Source organism: Pseudonocardia sp. (assembly GCF_035305885.1).
Classification (GTDB): Bacteria; Actinomycetota; Actinomycetes; order Mycobacteriales; family Pseudonocardiaceae; genus Pseudonocardia.
In genome coordinates, this window is record NZ_DATGOP010000137.1 from 1 (window position 1) to 17,724 (window position 17,724).

Here is a 17,724-nt window from a genome sequence, read left to right on the forward strand (position 1 = left end):
GGCGAGGGTGGCGGTGGAGTGGGGTGCCGTGCTGGTGGTGGGGTTCACGGGTGTGCAACCGATGCGGCTCGGGCCGTGGCGGTCCGCGGGTCGTGCGTCAGGTGGGTGGGTGAGGGCGGGCCGGAGTGCTCCTGGGCGGGACGTGTGGGGCGTCCGACCAGCCCGAGGGCGGGACGTCCGCGGCGGAACCGGGGCAGCAGGCGGCGGCCCCGGCGGCCCGGGGGAGCCCGCCGCCGGTGGTGGCGAGGCGGGAGCGGACCCGGTCGACGAGGTTCGTCGCGGGGTGGGGCGCCGCAGCGGCGGTCGGTTCACGGCCGTGCCTCCGGTTCTGTGCGAGACGTCGCGGTCGGGCCGGTAGCGGGGGTTGGGAGCGGTCGGTCGGGTGGGCTCGCGCCGATGGGCTGTCGGCGTAGGGCGCGTTGAGGCGCGGGCACATCGACGCCGTCGGTCTCCGCGCGTACGGCGGCCGGGCGGGGCCGGCACCGGCGGTGGCGAGGCGGGGACGCCTCCGGTCGACGAGCGCGGTGGCGGCGCGTGCCATGCCGGCGCGGGTGGTCGTGGCCAGTGGTAGCCGGTCGACGTGGGTGGCGGGATGGCGTGCCGTTGCCGCGTGGCGCTCATGACCGCGACTGCCGAATCCGTGCGGGTGGTGGCGGGAAGGGCGAGCAGCTGGTCGGCTCGGCGTAGGACGCGTAGCGCCGCGAGCACGCCGAGGTGGGATGGCGACTTCACCGGTCTGCGCGCGAACCACGGCGGATCGCGTGAGTCGCCGCAGGTGGTGGCTGGAGCGGGTACGGATCCGGTCGACGTGGGCGACAGGGGCGGGCGTCGGCCGGAACGGGTGCTCTTGATCAACGCCTCCGTTGCGGATGGCGGAGGGGAAGTCGGTGGAGCGGGCAGCGATCCGGCGGGTGCGCCCGCGCCGATGTGCTGTTGAGGGAGGGCGTGTAGGGCCGCGCGCACGTCGAGGGCGGATTCGGCGCCGTCGGTCCCTGCACGGACGGCCCCGGTAGCACCGGGGGTAGGTGCGCCGACGGTCGTTGCGCGGGCGCTCACGGCCGGGACTCCGAGGCCTCACGGACGGCGGCGAGGACGGTGCGGGCGGTACCGGCGAGCGGTCCGTGCGGGCGCGGGGGCGCCTCGCCGCGTTCCAGGGCGCGGGCGAGGCCGGGTTCCGGGCGCATCGCGGCGAGCAGCGGGACCCCGACCGCCCTGGCGACCTCGTCGGCGTCGATCCCGCCGGGTGCGGGCCCGCGCACGACGGCGCGGACGGGGCGGCCGTGCGCCGCGAGCGTGGCGGCGACCCGCGCGCCCGCGGCGCAGGCGCGGACGTCGGCGGTGACGACGAGGGCGACGAGGTCGGCGACCGCCAGGGCCGCGGCGGCCGCGTCGGTGGGGTGGCGGGGGAGGTCGCACACGACGACGTCGCCCGCGCGCCTGCCCGCCTCGACAACGGCGCGCACGGCGGCCGGGGCGGGGCCGTGGGAGCTGCGATCGCAGGACAGGACGGCGAGCGCGCCGTCGCGGCGCCCGATCCGGGGCGACGGGAGGGCCGCGTGGAGGGCGGCGGCCGGGACGCGGCCGTCTTCGACCCCGATGCCGGGCCAGCGCAAGCCGCCGAGGTCCTCGGCGCCGAGGACGAGGTCGAGGCCGCCGCCGAGGGGGTCGCAGTCGACGAGCAGGGCGCGCCCGCCCTCGCGCACCGCCGTGACGGCGACGGCGGCGGCCAGCACGGACGCCCCGGCGCCGCCGCGGCCGCCGACGACCGCGAGCACGGTGCCGCCCGGGCGGGGGCCCTCCGCGGCGTCGGTGAGCGCCGCGACGAGCCACTGCTCTGCCTCGGGCAGCGCGACGACGTGCTCGGCGCCGACCGCTACGGCGTGCCGCCAGACCGACGGGGGTGGCGCGCCGCGCACCGCGACGATGACGTCGCCCCGCCGCGGCAGCCCGGCGCGGGCGCACTGCGCGGCCGCGGCGGCGTCGAGCAGCACCAGCGGGGCGTCGCTCCAGTACGGCCGGGCCTGCGGTGGGTCGACCGCGCGTTGCACCTCGCAGCCGGCGGCCGCCGCGAGCCGCAGGAGCGCGTCGAGCAGGTCGGGGTCGGAGACCATGACCAGGCCCCTGCGGGGCGGGCCGGTCCGCTCCGTGGTCTCTCTCGATCGCACGACAGCCTCCTCGTGGACCCGGTGGGGTGGGGCGGGTTGAGGCCAGCGTGTCGGGTGGAGGGGGTGGGTGGGGGGTGATCGTGGAAGCTGTGGACAACCTGTGGTTGATGTGGACAACTCGCGCAGCGCGCGGTTGACCAGCGCGTTTTCGTCGTCCTGGTGGGGAAGAATGGGACGGGGGCTGCTGACTACCCACAAGTGATCCACAGGCCTCGCGCCGGGCCTGTGGGTCGGTGGAGGGTGGCGGTCCGGCGCCGCGGCGGGCGTCAGGCGTCGACGCGCGGGGCCCGCTCGGCCGGGCCGCCGGGGGCCCCGTCTCCGCGGGCCGACCGGGCGACCAGCCGGTCCTGCGCCGCCCGCAGGTGGGCCGACAGCCGGTCGGCGGCGTCCGCCGGGTCGCCCGCCTCGATCGCCGCGAGGATCGCCCCGTGCTCGGCGGCGACGGTGCGCGGGTCGGTGGTGCGGTGGGCCTGGAACTGGCCCATCGTGAGGTGCACCTCGCCCATGATCAGCTCGTGCATGCGGGAGAGCCGCTTGCTGCCCACGGCGTCGACCAGTGACGTGTGGAAGGCGATGTCGGCCTCGACCTGGTGGGGGAAGTCCTCGTCGGCGACCGCGCGCTCGACGTCCTCCTGGGCCCGGCGGGCCTCGGCGGGGACCGTGCGCTGTTCGGCGAGCCGCTGCACCGCGCGCCGCTCGATGCAGTCGCGGGCGAAGTAGAGGTCGAGCAGCTCGTCGACGCCGAGCTCGGGCACGACCGCGGTGCGGTGGGCGGTGCGGTGCAGCAGCCCGGCGGCCGTGAGCCGCTCGAGGCAGGCCTTCGCGGTGGGCCGCGCGACGTTGTACTCGCCGACCACCCGCGCCTCGGTGACCTTCTCACCTGGGGCGATGTCGCCGTTGATGATCCGCTGCCGCATCGACTCGTACAGCGCATCGATCATCGACGACGGCGCGAGCGTGAACCGCGACGTCCCTGCCGACATGCCCCTACGCTACTGCCCGGGAAAACTGTTAGACAAGTATGCATTGCATCTTGACTGACAAGTATCAGCTCCTTAGCGTGTGCGCAGCCACATCGACCTCAGAGCCGAGGAGCTCCGGATGGACCTCGTGACCCGACGACGTTTCCTGCAGCTGGTCGGACTGGGCGCCGGGATGACGGCCGTCGCGGCGTGCGGCGGCGGCTCGGACGGCACCGCGATCCGCTACGCGTGGTGGGGCGACACCATCCGGCAGCAGAAGTACACGGCCGCGATCGAGGAGTTCGTGAAGCAGAACCCGGGCATCGAGGTGCGCCCGGAGTTCGCCGACTACGACGCGTTCCAGGAGCGGATCACCGTCCAGACCGCGGGCCGCGACGTCCCCGACGTGTTCTGGATCCCGTCGCCGCACGTGATGAGCTACCACGACGCCGGGCTCTACCGTCGGCTCGACGACATCTCCTCGCTCGACCTGTCCCAGTTCCCCGCCGAGCAGCTGGAGCTGTACAAGATCGACGGCGAGCTGAACACGCTGCCGCGCTCCGTGCTGACCGCCGCGGTCCGCTACAACCAGACCTTCCTCGACGAGGCCGGCGCCGAGCTGCCCCCGGACGACCCCCAGCACTGGACGTGGAGCGGCCTGCAGGAGTTCCTGATCGACTACGCCCGCGACGCACCGCCCGGGCGCAAGGCGATCCACTACAACGCCCAGGCCGACCTGTGCTTCGAGGCGTGGCTGCGCCAGCACGGGCAGGACCTGTGGACCGCCGACGGGCGCATGGGCTTCGAGCCCGCCGCGCTCGAGGGCTGGTTCGAGTGGTGGGAGGTGCTGCGGCGGGCAGGCGCCGCGACCAGCCTCTCCGAGCAGGAGGGCGCCTCTCCGGAGTGGGAGGTGGTCGGCGACAAGGTGCTGATGACGTTCGGCAACTCCAACCACATCGCCGACGAGGCGCCGATGTTCCCCGACTACGAGTTCAACCTGCGGATGATGCCGGTGCTGCCCGACGCCGCCCCCGGTCACCGCTTCGGCTACCTGAGCCGCATCGCCATCTACCAGGGCATCGACGACGACAAGCTCGATGCGGCGGGCAAGCTCGTCAACTTCAACATCAACGACCCCGGCTTCCTGCGGATCGTGGGCCTCTCGGTGGGCGCGCCCGCCAATCCGCGGATGCTGCAGGAGGCCTACGCGGTGGCGAACGAGGACGAGAAGAAGATGCTCGCCGTCGTCGAGCAGGAGATGGCCGAGGAGCAGCGGCCGCGCTACGAGGCCCCGCCCGGGTCGGGCACGTGGCGCACGATCATGATCCGCGGCGTGGAGGAGGTGGCGCTGGAGCGCGCGAGCGTGTCCGAGGCCGCCGCCCGCGTGATCGCCGAGATCGACCGCGAGCTCGGTCAGGCGAAGTGACCCAGCAGACCCTCGTGCGGCCGGCCGCCGCGAGTCCCCAGCCCCCGCGGCCGCGGCGCCGGCCGCCTTCCTTCCGCAGGCAGGGCGGGGCGGCGCACGTGTTCCTGCTGCCGTTCCTGCTGGGGTTGGTGCTGATCACGGCGGTACCGCTGCTCGCGTCGCTGTACCTGTCCTTCACCGACTACGACCTGCTGCACGACCCGGAGCTCGTCGGGCTGGACAACTTCCGCCGCATGGCGGAGGACGAGCGGTTCTGGGCGTCGGTCGGGGTGACGCTGCGCTACGTGCTGGTCTCGGTGCCGCTGCAGCTGGCCTTCGCGCTGCTGCTCGCGGTGGTGCTGGACAAGGGGATGCGCGGGCTCGCGCTCTACCGCAGCGCGTTCTACCTGCCGTCGCTGCTCGGCTCCAGCGTGGCCATCGCGATCCTCTGGCGGCAGCTGTTCGGGCACGAGGGCCTGATCAACGCGGTGCTCGGCTGGTTCGGCATCGAGGGCGAGAGCTGGCTGCAGAACCCGGACACCGCGCTGTCGACGCTCGTGGTGCTCAACGTGTGGACGTTCGGGTCACCGATGATCATCTTCCTGGCCGGCCTGCGGCAGATCCCCGAGGAGCTCTACGAGGCGGCCCGGGTGGACGGCGCCGGGAGGCTGCGGCAGTTCTCCAGCGTGACGATGCCGCTGCTCACCCCGATCATCTTCTTCAACCTCGTGCTGCAGACGATCGGTGCCTTCCAGGCGTTCACCCAGGCCCACATCATCTCCGGCGGCCAGGGCGGACCCCTGGACTCCACGCTGTTCTACACGCTCTACCTGTACCAACAGGGTTTCCAGAGCTTCAACATGGGCTACGCGTCAGCGATGGCGTGGGTGCTGCTCGTCGTCATCGCCGTGGTGACCGCGGGGCACTTCCTGCTGTCGAAGTACTGGGTTTTCTACGGGGACGAGCGATGAGGGCCGGCCTGCGGCACGCGGTGATGTGCGTGCTCGTCGTGCTGATGATCTACCCGCTGATCTGGATGCTGGTCAGCTCGTTCAAGCCGAGCAACCTCGTGCTGTCCGAGCCCGGCCTCATCCCGTCGGAGGTGACGTTCGACAACTACCGGGATGGCTGGGACGCGCTCGACGAGCCGTTCTCGCTGTTCTTCCTCAATTCGCTGTTCGTCAGCGTGGGCTCGATCGTCGGGAACCTGTTCTCCTGCTCGCTGGCGGCCTACGCGCTCGCCAGGCTGGAGTTCCGGGGCAGGCGGCTGTACTTCGCGATCACGCTGGTGTCGGTGATGCTGCCGCTGCACGTGCTGGTGGTGCCGCAGTACATCTTCTTCTCGCAGCTGGGCATGGTGAACACCTACTTCCCGCTGCTGCTGCCGAAGTTCCTCGCCACCGACGCGTTCTTCACCTTCCTCATGGTCCAGTTCATCCGCACGATCCCGCGGGAGCTGGACGCCGCGGCGTGGGTGGACGGCGCCGGGCCGTTCCGCATCTTCTGGTCGGTCATCCTGCCGCTCATGACCCCGGCCCTGGTGACGTCGGCGATCTTCACCTTCATCTGGACCTGGAACGACTTCTTCACGCCGCTGATCTACCTGACCTCGACCGAGATGTTCACGGTCCCGGTGGCGCTGAACTCGATGATGAGCTCGGAGACCTCCAGCGGTGTCGGCGCGCTGTTCGCCATGTCGCTGCTGTCGCTGCTGCCGGTGCTGGTGTTCTTCGTGACGGCCCAGAAGTACCTGATCCGCGGCATCTCGACGACGGGACTCAAATGAACCTGCGCACCCCCGACTGGCACCGGACGGCCACGCGCTGGACGCAGCTCACGCTCACCGAGAACGACCCGGTCGAGTTCGACCCGCAGTTCTGGATCGACGTGATGCGCCGGACCCGGTCCAACGCCGCGTGCATCAGCGCGGGCGGGTACATGGCCTTCTACCCGACGCGGATCCCGTACCACTACCGCAGCCGCCACCTCGGCGACCGCGACCCGTTCGGCGAGCTCGTCGCGGGCGCGCGCTCGCTGGGGATGCACGTGATGGCCCGCGTCGACCCGCACGCGGTGCACGCCGACGCGCTCGCGGCCCACCCGGAGTGGGTCGCCCGCACCCCCGACGGCGAGCCGCGCGAGCACTGGGCGTTCCCCGGCACGTACGTGACCTGTCCGTTCGGGCCGTACAACCGGGAGTTCGTCACCGAGGTCGCCCGCGAGCTGATGCGCGAGTACGACATCGACGCGATCTTCGCCAACCGGTGGCAGGGCCACGGCGTCTCCTACAGCGAGCACGCGCGCCGGGCGTTCTACGACGCCACCGGCCTCGAGCTGCCGCTCGAGCCCTACGACCCGGACGATGCGGCCTGGAAGGCCTACCTCCCGTGGCGCCGCCAGCAGCTCAGCGAGCTCGTGGCGCTGTGGGACACCGCGGTCAAGGACATCCGCCCGCACGCGCGGTTCATCCCCAACCTCGGCTCGCTCGCCGTGCACGAGCTCGACCGCGACCTGATCGAGCGGCACTACCCGTTCTTCGTGCTCGACCGGCAGGGCCGGGAGGGCCTCGAGGCGCCGTGGGCGGCGGGCCGCAACGCCAAGCGCAGCCGCGGGGCGTTCCGGGACCGGCCGGTCGCGCTGATCTCCTCGGTGGGACCGGAGTTCCACGCCCACCGGTGGAAGGACGCGGTGGCGAGCCCCGCCGAGATCCGCACGTGGATCATCGACGGTGTCGCCCACGGCGCCTTCCCGTGGTTCACCAAGTTCAACGGCACCGTGCCCGACGACCGGTGGGTCGAGCCCGTGGTCGACGCGTTCGGGCTGCACGCGAAGGTCGAGCCGGTGCTGTCGCGGATGCGGGTGACCGCCGACGTCGCGGTGTTCGACGCGGCGCAGCCGGGCAGCGACGCGCACGAGGACGGCTTCCACCACGCGCTGGTCGAGGCGCGGATCCCGTTCGAGTTCGTCTCCGCCACCCGCTTCACCGCCGAGGAGCTCGGGCGGTTCCGGGTGCTGGTGCTCGCCAACGCGGAGCGGATGAGCGACGAGGCGTGCGCCGTCGTACGCGACTTCGTGCAGGCGGGCGGCGGCGTGGTGGCCGGGTACCGGACCTCGCTGCAGACCGCCGACGGCACGCCGCGGGGCGACTTCGGGCTCGCCGACGTGCTCGGCGTGCACCTCGAGCAGGACGCCCGCGGCCCGGTCAAGAACAACTACATCGCGCTGACCGGTGAGCACCCGGTGTCGGACGGCTACGGGGGCGCCCGCCGGATCATCGGCGGCACGCACCTGCTGCAGGTCAGCGCCGCACCCGACGCCGAGGTGCCGTTCCGGTTCGTCCCGGACTTCCCCGACCTGCCCATGGAGGAGCTCTACGCCCGCCGGCCTCCGCGGGACCCGGCCGTGGTGGTGCGGCAGGGGGCGGGGCGCACGGTCCACATCGCGTTCGACATCGGCTCGCTGTTCTGGGAGACGCTGCAACCCGACCACGGACGGCTGATCGCGAACGCGGTGCGGTGGGCCCTCGGCGCGCCGCCGCGGGTGGCGGTCGACGGACCGGGGCTGCACGACGTCGCCGTGCACTCCGGCGACGGCGAGCTCGCGGTCTGCCTGGTCAACCTCACCAACCCCGGCGCGATGCGCGGCCCGGTGCGGGAGCTGATCCCGGTGGGCCCGCTCACCGTGTCGGTCGCTGTGCCGGACGGGTGGACCGGGGCGGGCGGGCGGCTGCTCGTCTCCGGGACCGACGCCGCCGTCGCGGTCGTCGACGGGCGGGCACGTGTCGTCGTCGACTCGGTGGAGCTGTTCGAGGTGCTGCACCTGCAGTGGGAACGGTGATGCGGCTCTGGTGGCACGAGCCGTTCCGGGCGTTCCAGACCAACCTGCGCGAGATCGACGCGGGCCTCGACGTCGAGCGGGTCCTGGACCAGATCGAGGGGTTCGGCGCGAACGCGTGGCTGCTGTCGGTCGGCGGGATCGTGTCGAACTACCCGACCGATCTGCCGACGCAGACCCGCAACCCCGCGCTCGCCGAACGCCCGAGCGGCGACCTCGTCGGTGACGCCGTGGCCGCGGCGCACGCCCGCGGGATCCGGCTGCTCGCCCGCATGGACTTCTCGAAGGTCGACCGGCGCCGCGCCGAGGAGCACCCGGAGTGGTGCTTCGTGGGCCCGGACGGCGAGTGGCAGACCTACAACGGCCTCACGAGCGTGTGCCCGAGCGGCCCGTACTACCAGCGCGAGGCCTTCGCCGTGGTCGACGAGGTGCTGTCGCGCTACGACGTCGACGGTTTCTTCTTCAACTGGGCGTCCTACAACGAGCGCGACTACAGCGGCCGCTACCGCGGGGTGTGCCGGTGCCTGTCGTGCGCGCGGGCCTTCGGCGCGCCGCTGCCCACCGGCCCGGACGACCCCGCCTACCCGCGGTGGCGCCGGTTCGCCAAGGCGATGATCGACGACTTCTGCGGGCGGATGCGCGAGCGGATCGCGGCGCGCAGGCCCGAGGCGCCGCTCATCATGGGCGAGACCGCCGACATCGTCTTCCACGAGGCGAACAACGCGGTCGGCCGCCCGCTGTGGCACCACCGCACCAGCGAGCACGTCAGCGCCGCCCGCACGTACCGCCCGCACGTGCCGGTGTTCACCAACGCCGTCGGCTTCGTCGACATGCCGTACCGGCTCGCCGGCGAGGAGCCCGAGCACGTGGCGCAGTACCTGGTGCAGGCGATCTCGCGGGGCGCCAACCCGTCGACCTACGTCATGGGCACGCCGGACGACTCCCGCTACGAGTGCCTCGAGCTCGCCGGCCGCATCACCCGCCACCACCGCGACCACCAGGTCGTCTACACCGACCTCCGGCCGGCCGCCCGGGTGCTCCTGGTGCGGCCCGACCCGCTCGCCCCCGAGGTGCCGACCGCCGAGTTCCAGGGCCTGTACCGGGCGCTGCTGGAGCGGCACGTCCCGTTCGACGTGCTGGGGGAGGAGCGCCTCGGCAGCTGCGACCGGCTCGACGAGTACACGGTCGTGGTGCTCGGCGACCTCGGCGCGCTGGAGCCCGCCGCGGTCGCGGCGCTCGACGCCTTCCCGGGGGCGATCGTGACCACGGGCTCCACCGGGTTCGACGGGGACGTCGCCCAGCTGGCCGGGTCGCCGGTGGCCGAGCGGCTCGCCGTCCGCGACGGCGTCGAGGCGGTCCGGTCGATGCACCTGCTCCCCGACGACAGCCCGTACCCGGTGCCGGTGATCGGCGCCTACCACCTCGTCGCGCCGACCGACGGCGCCCGCACCGCGATGCGGGTGTTGTCCCGCGCGCCCTACGGGCCGCCGGAGAAGTGCTACGGGCACGTCGAGCTCGCCCACCCCGGCCTGCTGCGCGCGGGCCGGATGACGGTGCTGCCCTGGACCGTGGGCCGGGCCTACCGCGAGGTGGGGCTGTCGGCGCACCGCGACCTGTTCGTCGACGCCGTCGTCGCCGCGGCGCCGGTGCCGGTCGCGGCCGACACCGACCTCCCCGACCAGGTGGAGGTGGTGCTCGGCCGCTCCCGGGCGGGTCAGGTGGTGCACCTGGTGAACCTCACCGGCGCGGGCCCGCAGCGGTTCGGCCCGCCCGTCCCGGTGCACGGGGCCCGGCTGTGGATCCCGTGGTGGGACCGCCCCGCCCGCGTGCGGGCGCTGTGCGCCGGCACCGACCTGCCGGTCGTCGAGCGGGACGGTCGCCCCGGCGTGGACCTGCCCCCGCTGGGGCTGTTCGAGGTACTGGTCGTCGACGGGAGAACGTGATGGATCGACCGCTTCTCGTGCTGGTTCTCGGCGTCGCGGAACAGGAGGAGGAGCGGATCAGGGCGGCCGCGCCGGGCGCCGACGTCGTGTTCGCGCCGAGCGCCGCCGACGTCGCCGACCGGCTCCCGGACGCGGACGTGGTGGCGGGCAAGCTCGACGCGGCGCAGCTCGCGGCGGCGCGCCGGCTGCGGTGGGTGCACAGCTGGGCCGCCGGGGTCGACTCGGCGCTCTTCCCGGAGATGGTGGCGAGCCCCGTCGTGCTCACCTGCTCGAAGGGCAACGGGGCCGTCCCGCTCGCCGAGCACGCGATGATGCTCATGCTGATGCTCGACCGGCACGCGCCGCGCTGGCTGCGTGCGCAGGAGTCGCGCACGTGGGACCGCTTCCGCCACGGCGAGCTGGCCGGGACGACGTGCGGGATCGTCGGTATGGGCGGTGCGGGCACCGCGCTCGCCCGCCGCGCCGCCGCGTTCGACATGCGCGTGCTCGGCCTGCGCCGCCGCCCCGAGCTGCAGGTGCCCGACGTGGAGCGGATGTACGGGCCGGACGAGGTCGAGGCCTTCGCCGCTGAGGCGGACTTCGTGGTGGTCACGGCCGCGCTGACGCCGCAGAGCCGCGGCCTGCTGGGCGTCGACGCGTTCCGCGCGATGAAGCCGACCGCCCGCTACGTGTGCGTGTCCCGCGGCGGGATCGCCGACGACGAGGCCCTGCTCACCGCGCTGCGGGAGGGCTGGATCGCCGGGGCCGGGCTGGACGCGCACGCCGTCGAGCCGCTGCCCGCCGACAGCCCGTTCTGGTCGCTGCCGAACGTCATCGTCACCCCGCACAACGGCGCGACCACCGCGCAGACCGCCCGGCGGGGCGTGGACGTCTTCGTCGACAACCTCACCCGCTTCGTCGCGGGGGAGCCGCTGCGCAACGTCGTCGACAAGACCGCCGGTTACTAGCAGCGACCCGGCCCCGGACCCGGGACGGCCCCCGCCAGGGGGGATTGGCGGGGGCCGTCGGGTGGTTCAGCTCCGGGGGGTCGAGCTGAACCAGATCGTCCGGACAGAGCCGGACAGCTTCATCGTAGCCCCTGACGAGCACATCCGCGCGTTTCTGAGACAAGCAACTGGACGGGTGTCGGTGCGGGGCCGGGCGGGTACGTCGCCCTGGTCTGGCAAGCTCGCCGGTGTGTCCGGTGCGCTCGCCACCCAGCTCTCCGCCCCGGTGCCGGGTCGCTCCGGGGCCGCTGCGTTCTTCGACCTCGACAAGACGATCATCGCCGGGTCGAGCGCGCTCGCGTTCAGCAAGCCGTTCCGCAAACAGGGGCTCATCAGCAGGCGGGCGGCCCTCCGCAGCGGTTACGCGCAGTTGCTGCTGGTGCTCTCGGGGGCCGACGCGAACACCATGGACCTGTTGCGCAAGCGGATCACCGCGCTCTGCACGGGGTGGGAGGTCGCGCAGATCCGCAGCATCGTGGCCGAGACGCTGCACGACATCGTGGAACCGCTGGTGTACGCCGAAGCGGCTCAGCTGATCGCCGAGCACCACGCGAACGGCGACGAGGTGGTGGTGCTGTCGGCCTCAGGGCAGGAGGTCGTCGAGCCGATCGCCGCACTGGTCGGCGCGGACCTCTGCGTCGCCACCCGCATGGGCGTCGCCGACGGGCGCTACACCGGGGTCATCGAGTACTACTGCTACGGCGAGGAGAAGGCGAAGGCGGCGCGGCAGCTCGCCGAGGAGCGCGGCTACCGGCTCGAGGACTGCCGCGCGTACTCCGACTCGATCACCGACCTGCCGCTGCTCGAGGCCGTCGGGCACCCCACCGTCGTCAACCCGGACCGGGCGCTGCGCCGCGAGGCCGAGCAGCGCGGCTGGCCCATCCTCACCTTCGCCGACCCGATCGCGCTGCGGTTCCGGCGCCCGCCCCTGCGCACGACGCTCGCCGCCGCCGGGGTCGGGGCGGCCGCCGCGCTCGCCGCCGCGGGCTGGTACGCGTGGCGACGACCCGTGCGTTCGTGAGGCCCGTGGTGCCCCTGTGGGGGTGGCTCCGGTCACTGATCGCCACGGTGCGTGCCTGAACCGGTGCACTTCTCGACGCCACTTGCTGTGGTCCGGGTCACCGACTACAAAGGGTGGTACGGACCCCTGCCGGCCAGGGGCGGTGCGGTGGAGAAGCACCCGTCCACCCCGCGCAGGGCTCCGTGCGGGAAGCTCCGGGCGCTCCACGCACAGCACGCCGCGGGAGGCATGTCGTCGTGGGCCTGCGTACCGGGACGCCGGACGCCGAGGCCACTACCACGACACGTAGTGCACGCCTGGAACTCGGACTTCCCGCGCAGGCGGGCGGCGCCCCTCGGGGCGCCGCCCGTCGCCTGTTCTAGGCGCGGGCGTCGGCGATGGACCTACCCTCCCGGGCCCCCGCCTCCCACTGCGCGCAGCAGTGCAGCAGCCACTCGCGCACGCCGTCCCCGGTGCCGCTCGCGAACGCGGCGGCCGCGCTGCGGTACTGCGCCGCGTGGCGCAGGTGGCCCACCTCCGGCACGGCGAGCCCCTTCGGGTCCAGGCCCGCGGCCACCGCCGCGAGCCGGGCTGCGGCCCGCGCCACCACCCCGTTCGCCGTCGGGAACGGCGCGAGGGCGAGCAGCTCCCCGTGCACCACCGCGACGAGCACGGGGGCGGGGACCTTGCTGCCGCCGGTGACGAGGTCGGCGAGCAGCCGCAGCCGGGTGGACACCTCCTCGCCGGGGCGCGGCCTGCCCAGTTCGGCCTCGTGCCGGCTCTCGGGAACGAGGTCGGCCGCGGCCACGACGTGCAGCCGCGCCAGGGCCTGCAGGGGGGAGCTGCGCCAGGCGCCGAGCAGGCGCCCGGACTCCTCGGCGGCGCGCACGGCGCCCGCGAGGACCGGGTCGGTGACGGTGCCGTCGACCGTGAGCGCGGCCCCGTCCAGTGCGGCGGACGCCCGCGCCGCCCGCAGGCTCGCCTCGGCGGCGCTCGCCGGCCACCCCCGCCGGTTGACCGGGTGGTTGTGCACGGGGACGAGCGCGTCCCGGGCCCGGGCCACCGCCTCGGGCACGCCGGGCAGCTCGAGCAGCGGGGCCAGCGGATCGGCGGTCACGGCCACCACCGCATGCTGCCATCCGGGTCCACCTCGCGTACGCCGAGCCCGGCTCCAGCGGGACGCCGCCGGCCGCTCAACGCTCCCCGAGCGCCGCGCGACGATGCTCGCGGGGGGAGACGCCATAGCGAGCGCGGAACGTACGGCTGAGAGTCGGGGCGTCGGGGATCCCCCACCGGGCCCCGATCTCGGCCACCGTCCGGCCGGCGAGCTGCGGTGAGCGGAGGTCGTCGTAGCAGCGCCGCAACCGTTCCTCGCGCAACCACCGCCCGAACGTGGTCCCCTCGCGCGCGAAGAGCCGGTGGAGCTGGCGCAACGAGATGTTGTGGGCCGCGGCGACCGCGGTTGGCGTGAGGTGCGGATCGGACAGGCGCAGGTGCATGTAGAGCTTGATCCGCTCGAGCGGCTCGCCGCCGTCGGGACCGGACCGCCACCCGTCGATGCCCCCGACGTCGGCGAGGGCGGTCGCGATGAGGTCGACCGCCATGTGCCCGAGGCGCTCCGCCGTGGCCGGGCTGGTCGCATCGGCGACCCCGGCGAGGTTGACCAGGAACGGGGAGGTGAGCCGCCCGATCCGGGAGTCGGCGGCCACCCGCCGGGACGTCACCGCGCGCGGCTCCACCCCGCGGCTGCGCAGGGCTTCCCGGGGGAACTGCAGCACCAGGTGGTCGAAGTCGTGGCCCTGGAAATCCACCCGGTAGGCCCGGGTGGAGTCGAACAGCGCGAGGTCACCCGGGCCGAGCACGACGTGGCGCCCGTCCTGCTGCCCGATGGTGCGTCCGCGCAGCTGCAGCGCAAGCAGACAGCGCTCTTCTTCGAGGGATGCGAGATGACGGCGGGTGCGCTCAGCGGCCATGGGGTCGGTGAGGATCCGGGTCACCTGCACGGGCCCGAGCTGGGAGGTGCGGACGGTTCCGCGGAAGCGCCCGGCCACGGCGGCCTGCGTGACCTCGAGCCGGATGAACGTGGAACAGATGACCTCGCGCCAGAAGGCGACGCGATCTCGAGGCGCCACTGCCTCGGTCGACAACACCCGCTGCACGCGGGCGACGGTAGGAGCGCCCGGTGTCGACGACAAGACGGGAGTTGTCGCTGAGTGCCAGGTCGATCGGCGTCCTGCGCCGTCGGACCCCCGGGCGGTGCACGCCTGGCGACCCGGTCCGGTCGGCTCCGCGATCGGTTTGTCGCTGCGTGCCTTCCCGATTGCGGGCTCGTGACGAGGCGCCCCGGTCGCCGCGCCGTCGTGGCTACCGTCCTCCCAGCCGAGGCAAGGAGGCCGTTCATGCAGGTCAGGGCTGGGATGCTTCCCGTCGACGCGGCCGTGCGGTTCGCGGCTGCTCCCGCACTCACCACCGAGCGGGGTACGGAGACGTTCGCCGCTCTGGACGCCACGGCGAACCTCGTGGCCTCCGGGTTGTCCGTGCACGGACTGCGGCCCGGGGACCGGGTCGGCGTGCTGTCGTACAACCGCGCGGAGGTCGTCCACGCGTGGCTGGGCACCGAACGAGCGGGCATGGTCCGGGTCGTCCTGCACAGCCACTTCGACATGGCCGCTCACGTCGCCCTGCTGCGGTTCGTCGGCGCGCGGGCGATGCTGTTCGACACCGGCTTCACCGACGCCGTCGCGGCCCACCTCCACGAGCTCGCGGGCATGCTGTTGATCGCGATCGGGGAGGGGCCGCCGGAGTGGGCGGTCCCATGGACGCAGGTGCTGGCGTCGGGGTCCCCCGAAGCGGCCCCGCTCGACGTCCACGAGGACGCACCGGCGTTCATCCAGCCCACGACCGGCACGACCGGGAACCCGAAACCGTGGATCGTCAGCCACCGGTCGTGGGCCGCTGTGATCGCGCAGAACCTGCATCACCTCGACACCTTCGCGCCGGGGCTCTCCGCGGTCGGACCGGACGACGTCGTGCTGCACGCGCACGCCCTCCAGTGGGCGTCGGGCTTCCAGCTCCTCTACCCGTACCTCGTCCGGGGCGCCCGGACGGTGCTGCTCGACGATTCCACGTTCGAACCCGACCGGCTCGTCCGGACGATCGTCGACGAGGGCGTCACCGGGCTGCTCCTGCCGGCGCCGATGCTCACCCCCGTCCTCGACCTGATCGAGCGGGAGGGACCGATCCCGCACCGGCTGCGGCGCCTGGTCGTCTTCTTCGCGACGCCGGAGCTGCTGCAGCGGACCACGAAGCTGCTCGGCCCGGTGTGGTGCCACGGCTTCGGCTCGACCGAGCAGGGCGCGGTCACCACCCGGCTGCGCGCGGACGAGGCCGCTGAGGACCCGCGGCGGCTGTCGAGCGTGGGGCGCCCGGCGTCCCCGTTCTTCGAGGTCGCCGTCGTCGACGACAAGGGCAACCGGGTCCCGCCCGGGCAGCTGGGCGAGATCGTCGTCCGCAGCGCCATGTCGTCCAGCTGCTACTGGGGCATGCCCGAGCGGACGCGACGCGCCTTCCTGCCCGGCGACTGGTTCCGCCCCGACGACGTCGGCTACCTCGACCACGAGGGCTTCCTCTACTACGTCGACCGCGCCGTCGACTCGATCCGGACGACGGCGGGCACCGTCTACCCGCACGTCGTCGAGGCCGCGGTGCTCCGCCACTCCGCGGTCGCCAACTGCGGTGTCGTCGGGCCGGGGGGCGACCGCGTCGTGGCCGCCGTCGTCCTCAAGTCCGGCGCCGCCGACGGCCCGGAGCTGCGGGCCGAGATCGCCCGGTGCGCCGAGGCCGGTCTCGCACCCCACGAGCGACCGGAGATCGTCGTGGTCGACGACCTGCCGTGCGTGCTCGGGGGTGCGAAGGTGCAGCGCGCGGTGCTGCGCGAACGCCTCATCGGGGCCGGCGTGTGAACGCGACCAGGGCGGCGCTGTGCGCCGCGGGCGACCGCGTCGTGCTCCTCGACGGCGAAGGCCGCACCCGCACCGGCGCCCAGCTCGTCGACCGGGTCGACCGCCTGGCCGGCGCGTTGACCGAACGCGGGCTGGCCGGTGACCGGGTCGGGATCTGGTCGGCCAACAGCCTCGCCACCATCGAGGCGCACCTCGCCGTCGAGTGGATCGGCGGGACCCGGGTCCCGGTCGACCCGAACGCATCGCCCGCTGAGGCGGCGCGGACCTGGGAGGCGGCCGGCGTCCGAGGGGTGCTGGTCGACGTCGAACGCGCCCAGGCGGCCGGGCCGCGGGCCCTCGTGCACGACGACGAGTTCCCGGCGAGCGGGCCGCCCCGGTTCCCGACGCCGGACATCCCGCCCGAGCGGACGGCGCTGCTGTACCCGCGGGCGGTCGACGGTGGCCGGCTGCTGGCCGTGCCCATCTCGTACGCCAACTGGGAAGCCACGATGGCCGCGAACACCGCCCTCTACCGCGGCGGCGGGTACGGTCCCGGATTCGGCCCCGACGAGCACTTCCTCACCGTGCAGCAGGTCATGCACGGGACCGGCCTGGTGGGGACGTTCCCGTTCCTGCGGATGGGGTTGCCCCAGACCGTCCTGCGGCGGTTCAACGCCGACGCCGTGCTCGAAGTCATCCGGGCGGGAACGGTCACCGCCACGATGGTGGTGACGACCATGCTGACCCGCCTCCTCGAGGCCGCCGCTCAACGGCCCGGCGGGCTGGGCGCGCTGCGGCGCCTGCTCTACGGCGGGGCACCGCTGCCGCCCGCCGACCTGGAGCGGGCGGCCCGCACGTTCCCCGACGTCCTCGTGCAGATCTACGGCCGCCTGGAAGGCGGGTGGCCGCTCACGGTGCTCGACCAGGCCGATCACCGGGCGATCGCGGCCGGGGATCGGCGGCGGGCGGGGAGCTGCGGACGACCGGTCACGGAGCTGCGGCTGCGGCCGAACGGCGAGGTCTGCGCGCGGTCGGACATGGTCGTCGCCGAGTACGCCGATCCCGACGGGTGGTGCTCGCTCGGCGACCTCGGGCGGCTGGATGGGGGCTACCTGCACCTCGAGGGCAGGCTCGACCGGATGATCAACACCGGGTACCACGTCTACCCGCAGGAGATCGAGTCCGCGATCCGGCGCATTCCCGGCGTCGCCGAGGCCCTCGTCCGCGGAGAACCGGACGGTGATCGCGGCACCGCGGTGGTGGCCCACCTCGTCGGGCGCGACGGCGTACGGCCCGACGACCTCGTCGAGGAGGTCGACAGCGCGCTGCGCGCCGCGTTCGCCCACTACAAGGTGCCGCGCCGCTATCACGTCGCCGACCGGCTCCCCGCGACCTGAGCCGCGTGGGAACCGATCACGTCGAAGCCGACCGCGCCGGGTCCAGCGCGACCTCGTGACCGCACGAGGCGTGCGTGTTCTCCGGGCAACG

13 protein-coding genes are annotated in these 17,724 nt (G+C 73.6%); 9 read left to right on the top strand and 4 right to left on the bottom strand.

What is annotated here, in order from left to right; translation table 11 throughout:
* Positions 1 to 1,052: 1,052 nt before the first annotated feature.
* Both ssd and VKZ81_RS31420 read right to left on the bottom strand, forming a co-directional pair.
* Positions 1,053 to 2,165 (bottom strand): septum site-determining protein Ssd, encoded by a 1,113-nt coding sequence (gene ssd / locus VKZ81_RS31415; RefSeq protein ID WP_324245374.1) that lies wholly within the window; start codon positions 2,163 to 2,165, stop codon positions 1,053 to 1,055.
* A gap of 266 nt (positions 2,166 to 2,431) precedes the next feature.
* Positions 2,432 to 3,148 carry a GntR family transcriptional regulator gene (locus tag VKZ81_RS31420; protein WP_324245375.1) on the bottom strand — a complete coding sequence of 239 codons (717 nt, stop codon included), beginning with the start codon at positions 3,146 to 3,148 and terminating at the stop codon, positions 2,432 to 2,434.
* 118 nt (positions 3,149 to 3,266) lie between these two features.
* Here VKZ81_RS31420 and VKZ81_RS31425 point away from each other — a divergent pair, with 118 nt between their 5' ends.
* The 7 genes from VKZ81_RS31425 to VKZ81_RS31455 all read left to right on the top strand — a co-directional run bounded on the left by VKZ81_RS31425 (position 3,267) and on the right by VKZ81_RS31455 (position 12,316).
* On the top strand, positions 3,267 to 4,553 hold the full coding sequence (locus tag VKZ81_RS31425) for an ABC transporter substrate-binding protein (RefSeq protein WP_324245376.1): 1,287 nt from the start codon (positions 3,267 to 3,269) through the stop codon (positions 4,551 to 4,553).
* Complete coding sequence (locus VKZ81_RS31430; RefSeq protein WP_324245377.1) at positions 4,550 to 5,503, top strand: carbohydrate ABC transporter permease; 954 nt, start codon at positions 4,550 to 4,552, stop codon at positions 5,501 to 5,503. The genes VKZ81_RS31425 and VKZ81_RS31430 overlap by 4 nt, the downstream gene beginning before the upstream one ends.
* Complete coding sequence (locus tag VKZ81_RS31435; RefSeq protein WP_324245378.1) at positions 5,500 to 6,318, top strand: carbohydrate ABC transporter permease; 819 nt, start codon at positions 5,500 to 5,502, stop codon at positions 6,316 to 6,318. The genes VKZ81_RS31430 and VKZ81_RS31435 overlap by 4 nt, the downstream gene beginning before the upstream one ends.
* Positions 6,315 to 8,369 carry an alpha-amylase family protein gene (locus VKZ81_RS31440; protein WP_324245379.1) on the top strand — a complete coding sequence of 685 codons (2,055 nt, stop codon included), beginning with the start codon at positions 6,315 to 6,317 and terminating at the stop codon, positions 8,367 to 8,369. The genes VKZ81_RS31435 and VKZ81_RS31440 overlap by 4 nt, the downstream gene beginning before the upstream one ends.
* Complete coding sequence (locus VKZ81_RS31445) at positions 8,357 to 10,309, top strand: alpha-amylase family protein (protein WP_324245380.1); 1,953 nt, start codon at positions 8,357 to 8,359, stop codon at positions 10,307 to 10,309. Before VKZ81_RS31440 ends, VKZ81_RS31445 begins: the two co-directional genes overlap by 13 nt.
* Positions 10,309 to 11,256, top strand: coding sequence for a D-2-hydroxyacid dehydrogenase (locus VKZ81_RS31450; protein ID WP_324245381.1), 948 nt, complete (start codon positions 10,309 to 10,311; stop codon positions 11,254 to 11,256). Before VKZ81_RS31445 ends, VKZ81_RS31450 begins: the two co-directional genes overlap by 1 nt.
* A 229-nt stretch (positions 11,257 to 11,485) precedes the next feature.
* Positions 11,486 to 12,316 carry an HAD family hydrolase gene (locus VKZ81_RS31455; protein WP_324245382.1) on the top strand — a complete coding sequence of 277 codons (831 nt, stop codon included), beginning with the start codon at positions 11,486 to 11,488 and terminating at the stop codon, positions 12,314 to 12,316.
* Between the two features lie 358 nt (positions 12,317 to 12,674).
* Here VKZ81_RS31455 and VKZ81_RS31460 read toward each other — a convergent pair whose 3' ends face one another.
* Positions 12,675 to 13,421, bottom strand: coding sequence for an oxidoreductase (locus tag VKZ81_RS31460; protein ID WP_324245383.1), 747 nt, complete (start codon positions 13,419 to 13,421; stop codon positions 12,675 to 12,677).
* Positions 13,422 to 13,488: 67 nt separating this feature from the next.
* On the bottom strand, positions 13,489 to 14,454 hold the full coding sequence (locus VKZ81_RS31465) for an AraC-like ligand-binding domain-containing protein (RefSeq protein ID WP_324245384.1): 966 nt from the start codon (positions 14,452 to 14,454) through the stop codon (positions 13,489 to 13,491).
* Positions 14,455 to 14,694: 240 nt separating this feature from the next.
* Between VKZ81_RS31465 and VKZ81_RS31470 the strand changes: the two genes are divergently transcribed.
* On the top strand, positions 14,695 to 16,257 hold the full coding sequence (locus tag VKZ81_RS31470; protein WP_324245385.1) for a class I adenylate-forming enzyme family protein: 1,563 nt from the start codon (positions 14,695 to 14,697) through the stop codon (positions 16,255 to 16,257).
* A complete protein-coding gene (locus tag VKZ81_RS31475; RefSeq protein ID WP_324245386.1) occupies positions 16,254 to 17,633 on the top strand; it encodes a class I adenylate-forming enzyme family protein in 1,380 nt (459 codons plus the stop codon). Before VKZ81_RS31470 ends, VKZ81_RS31475 begins: the two co-directional genes overlap by 4 nt.
* Positions 17,634 to 17,724 lie beyond the last annotated feature (91 nt).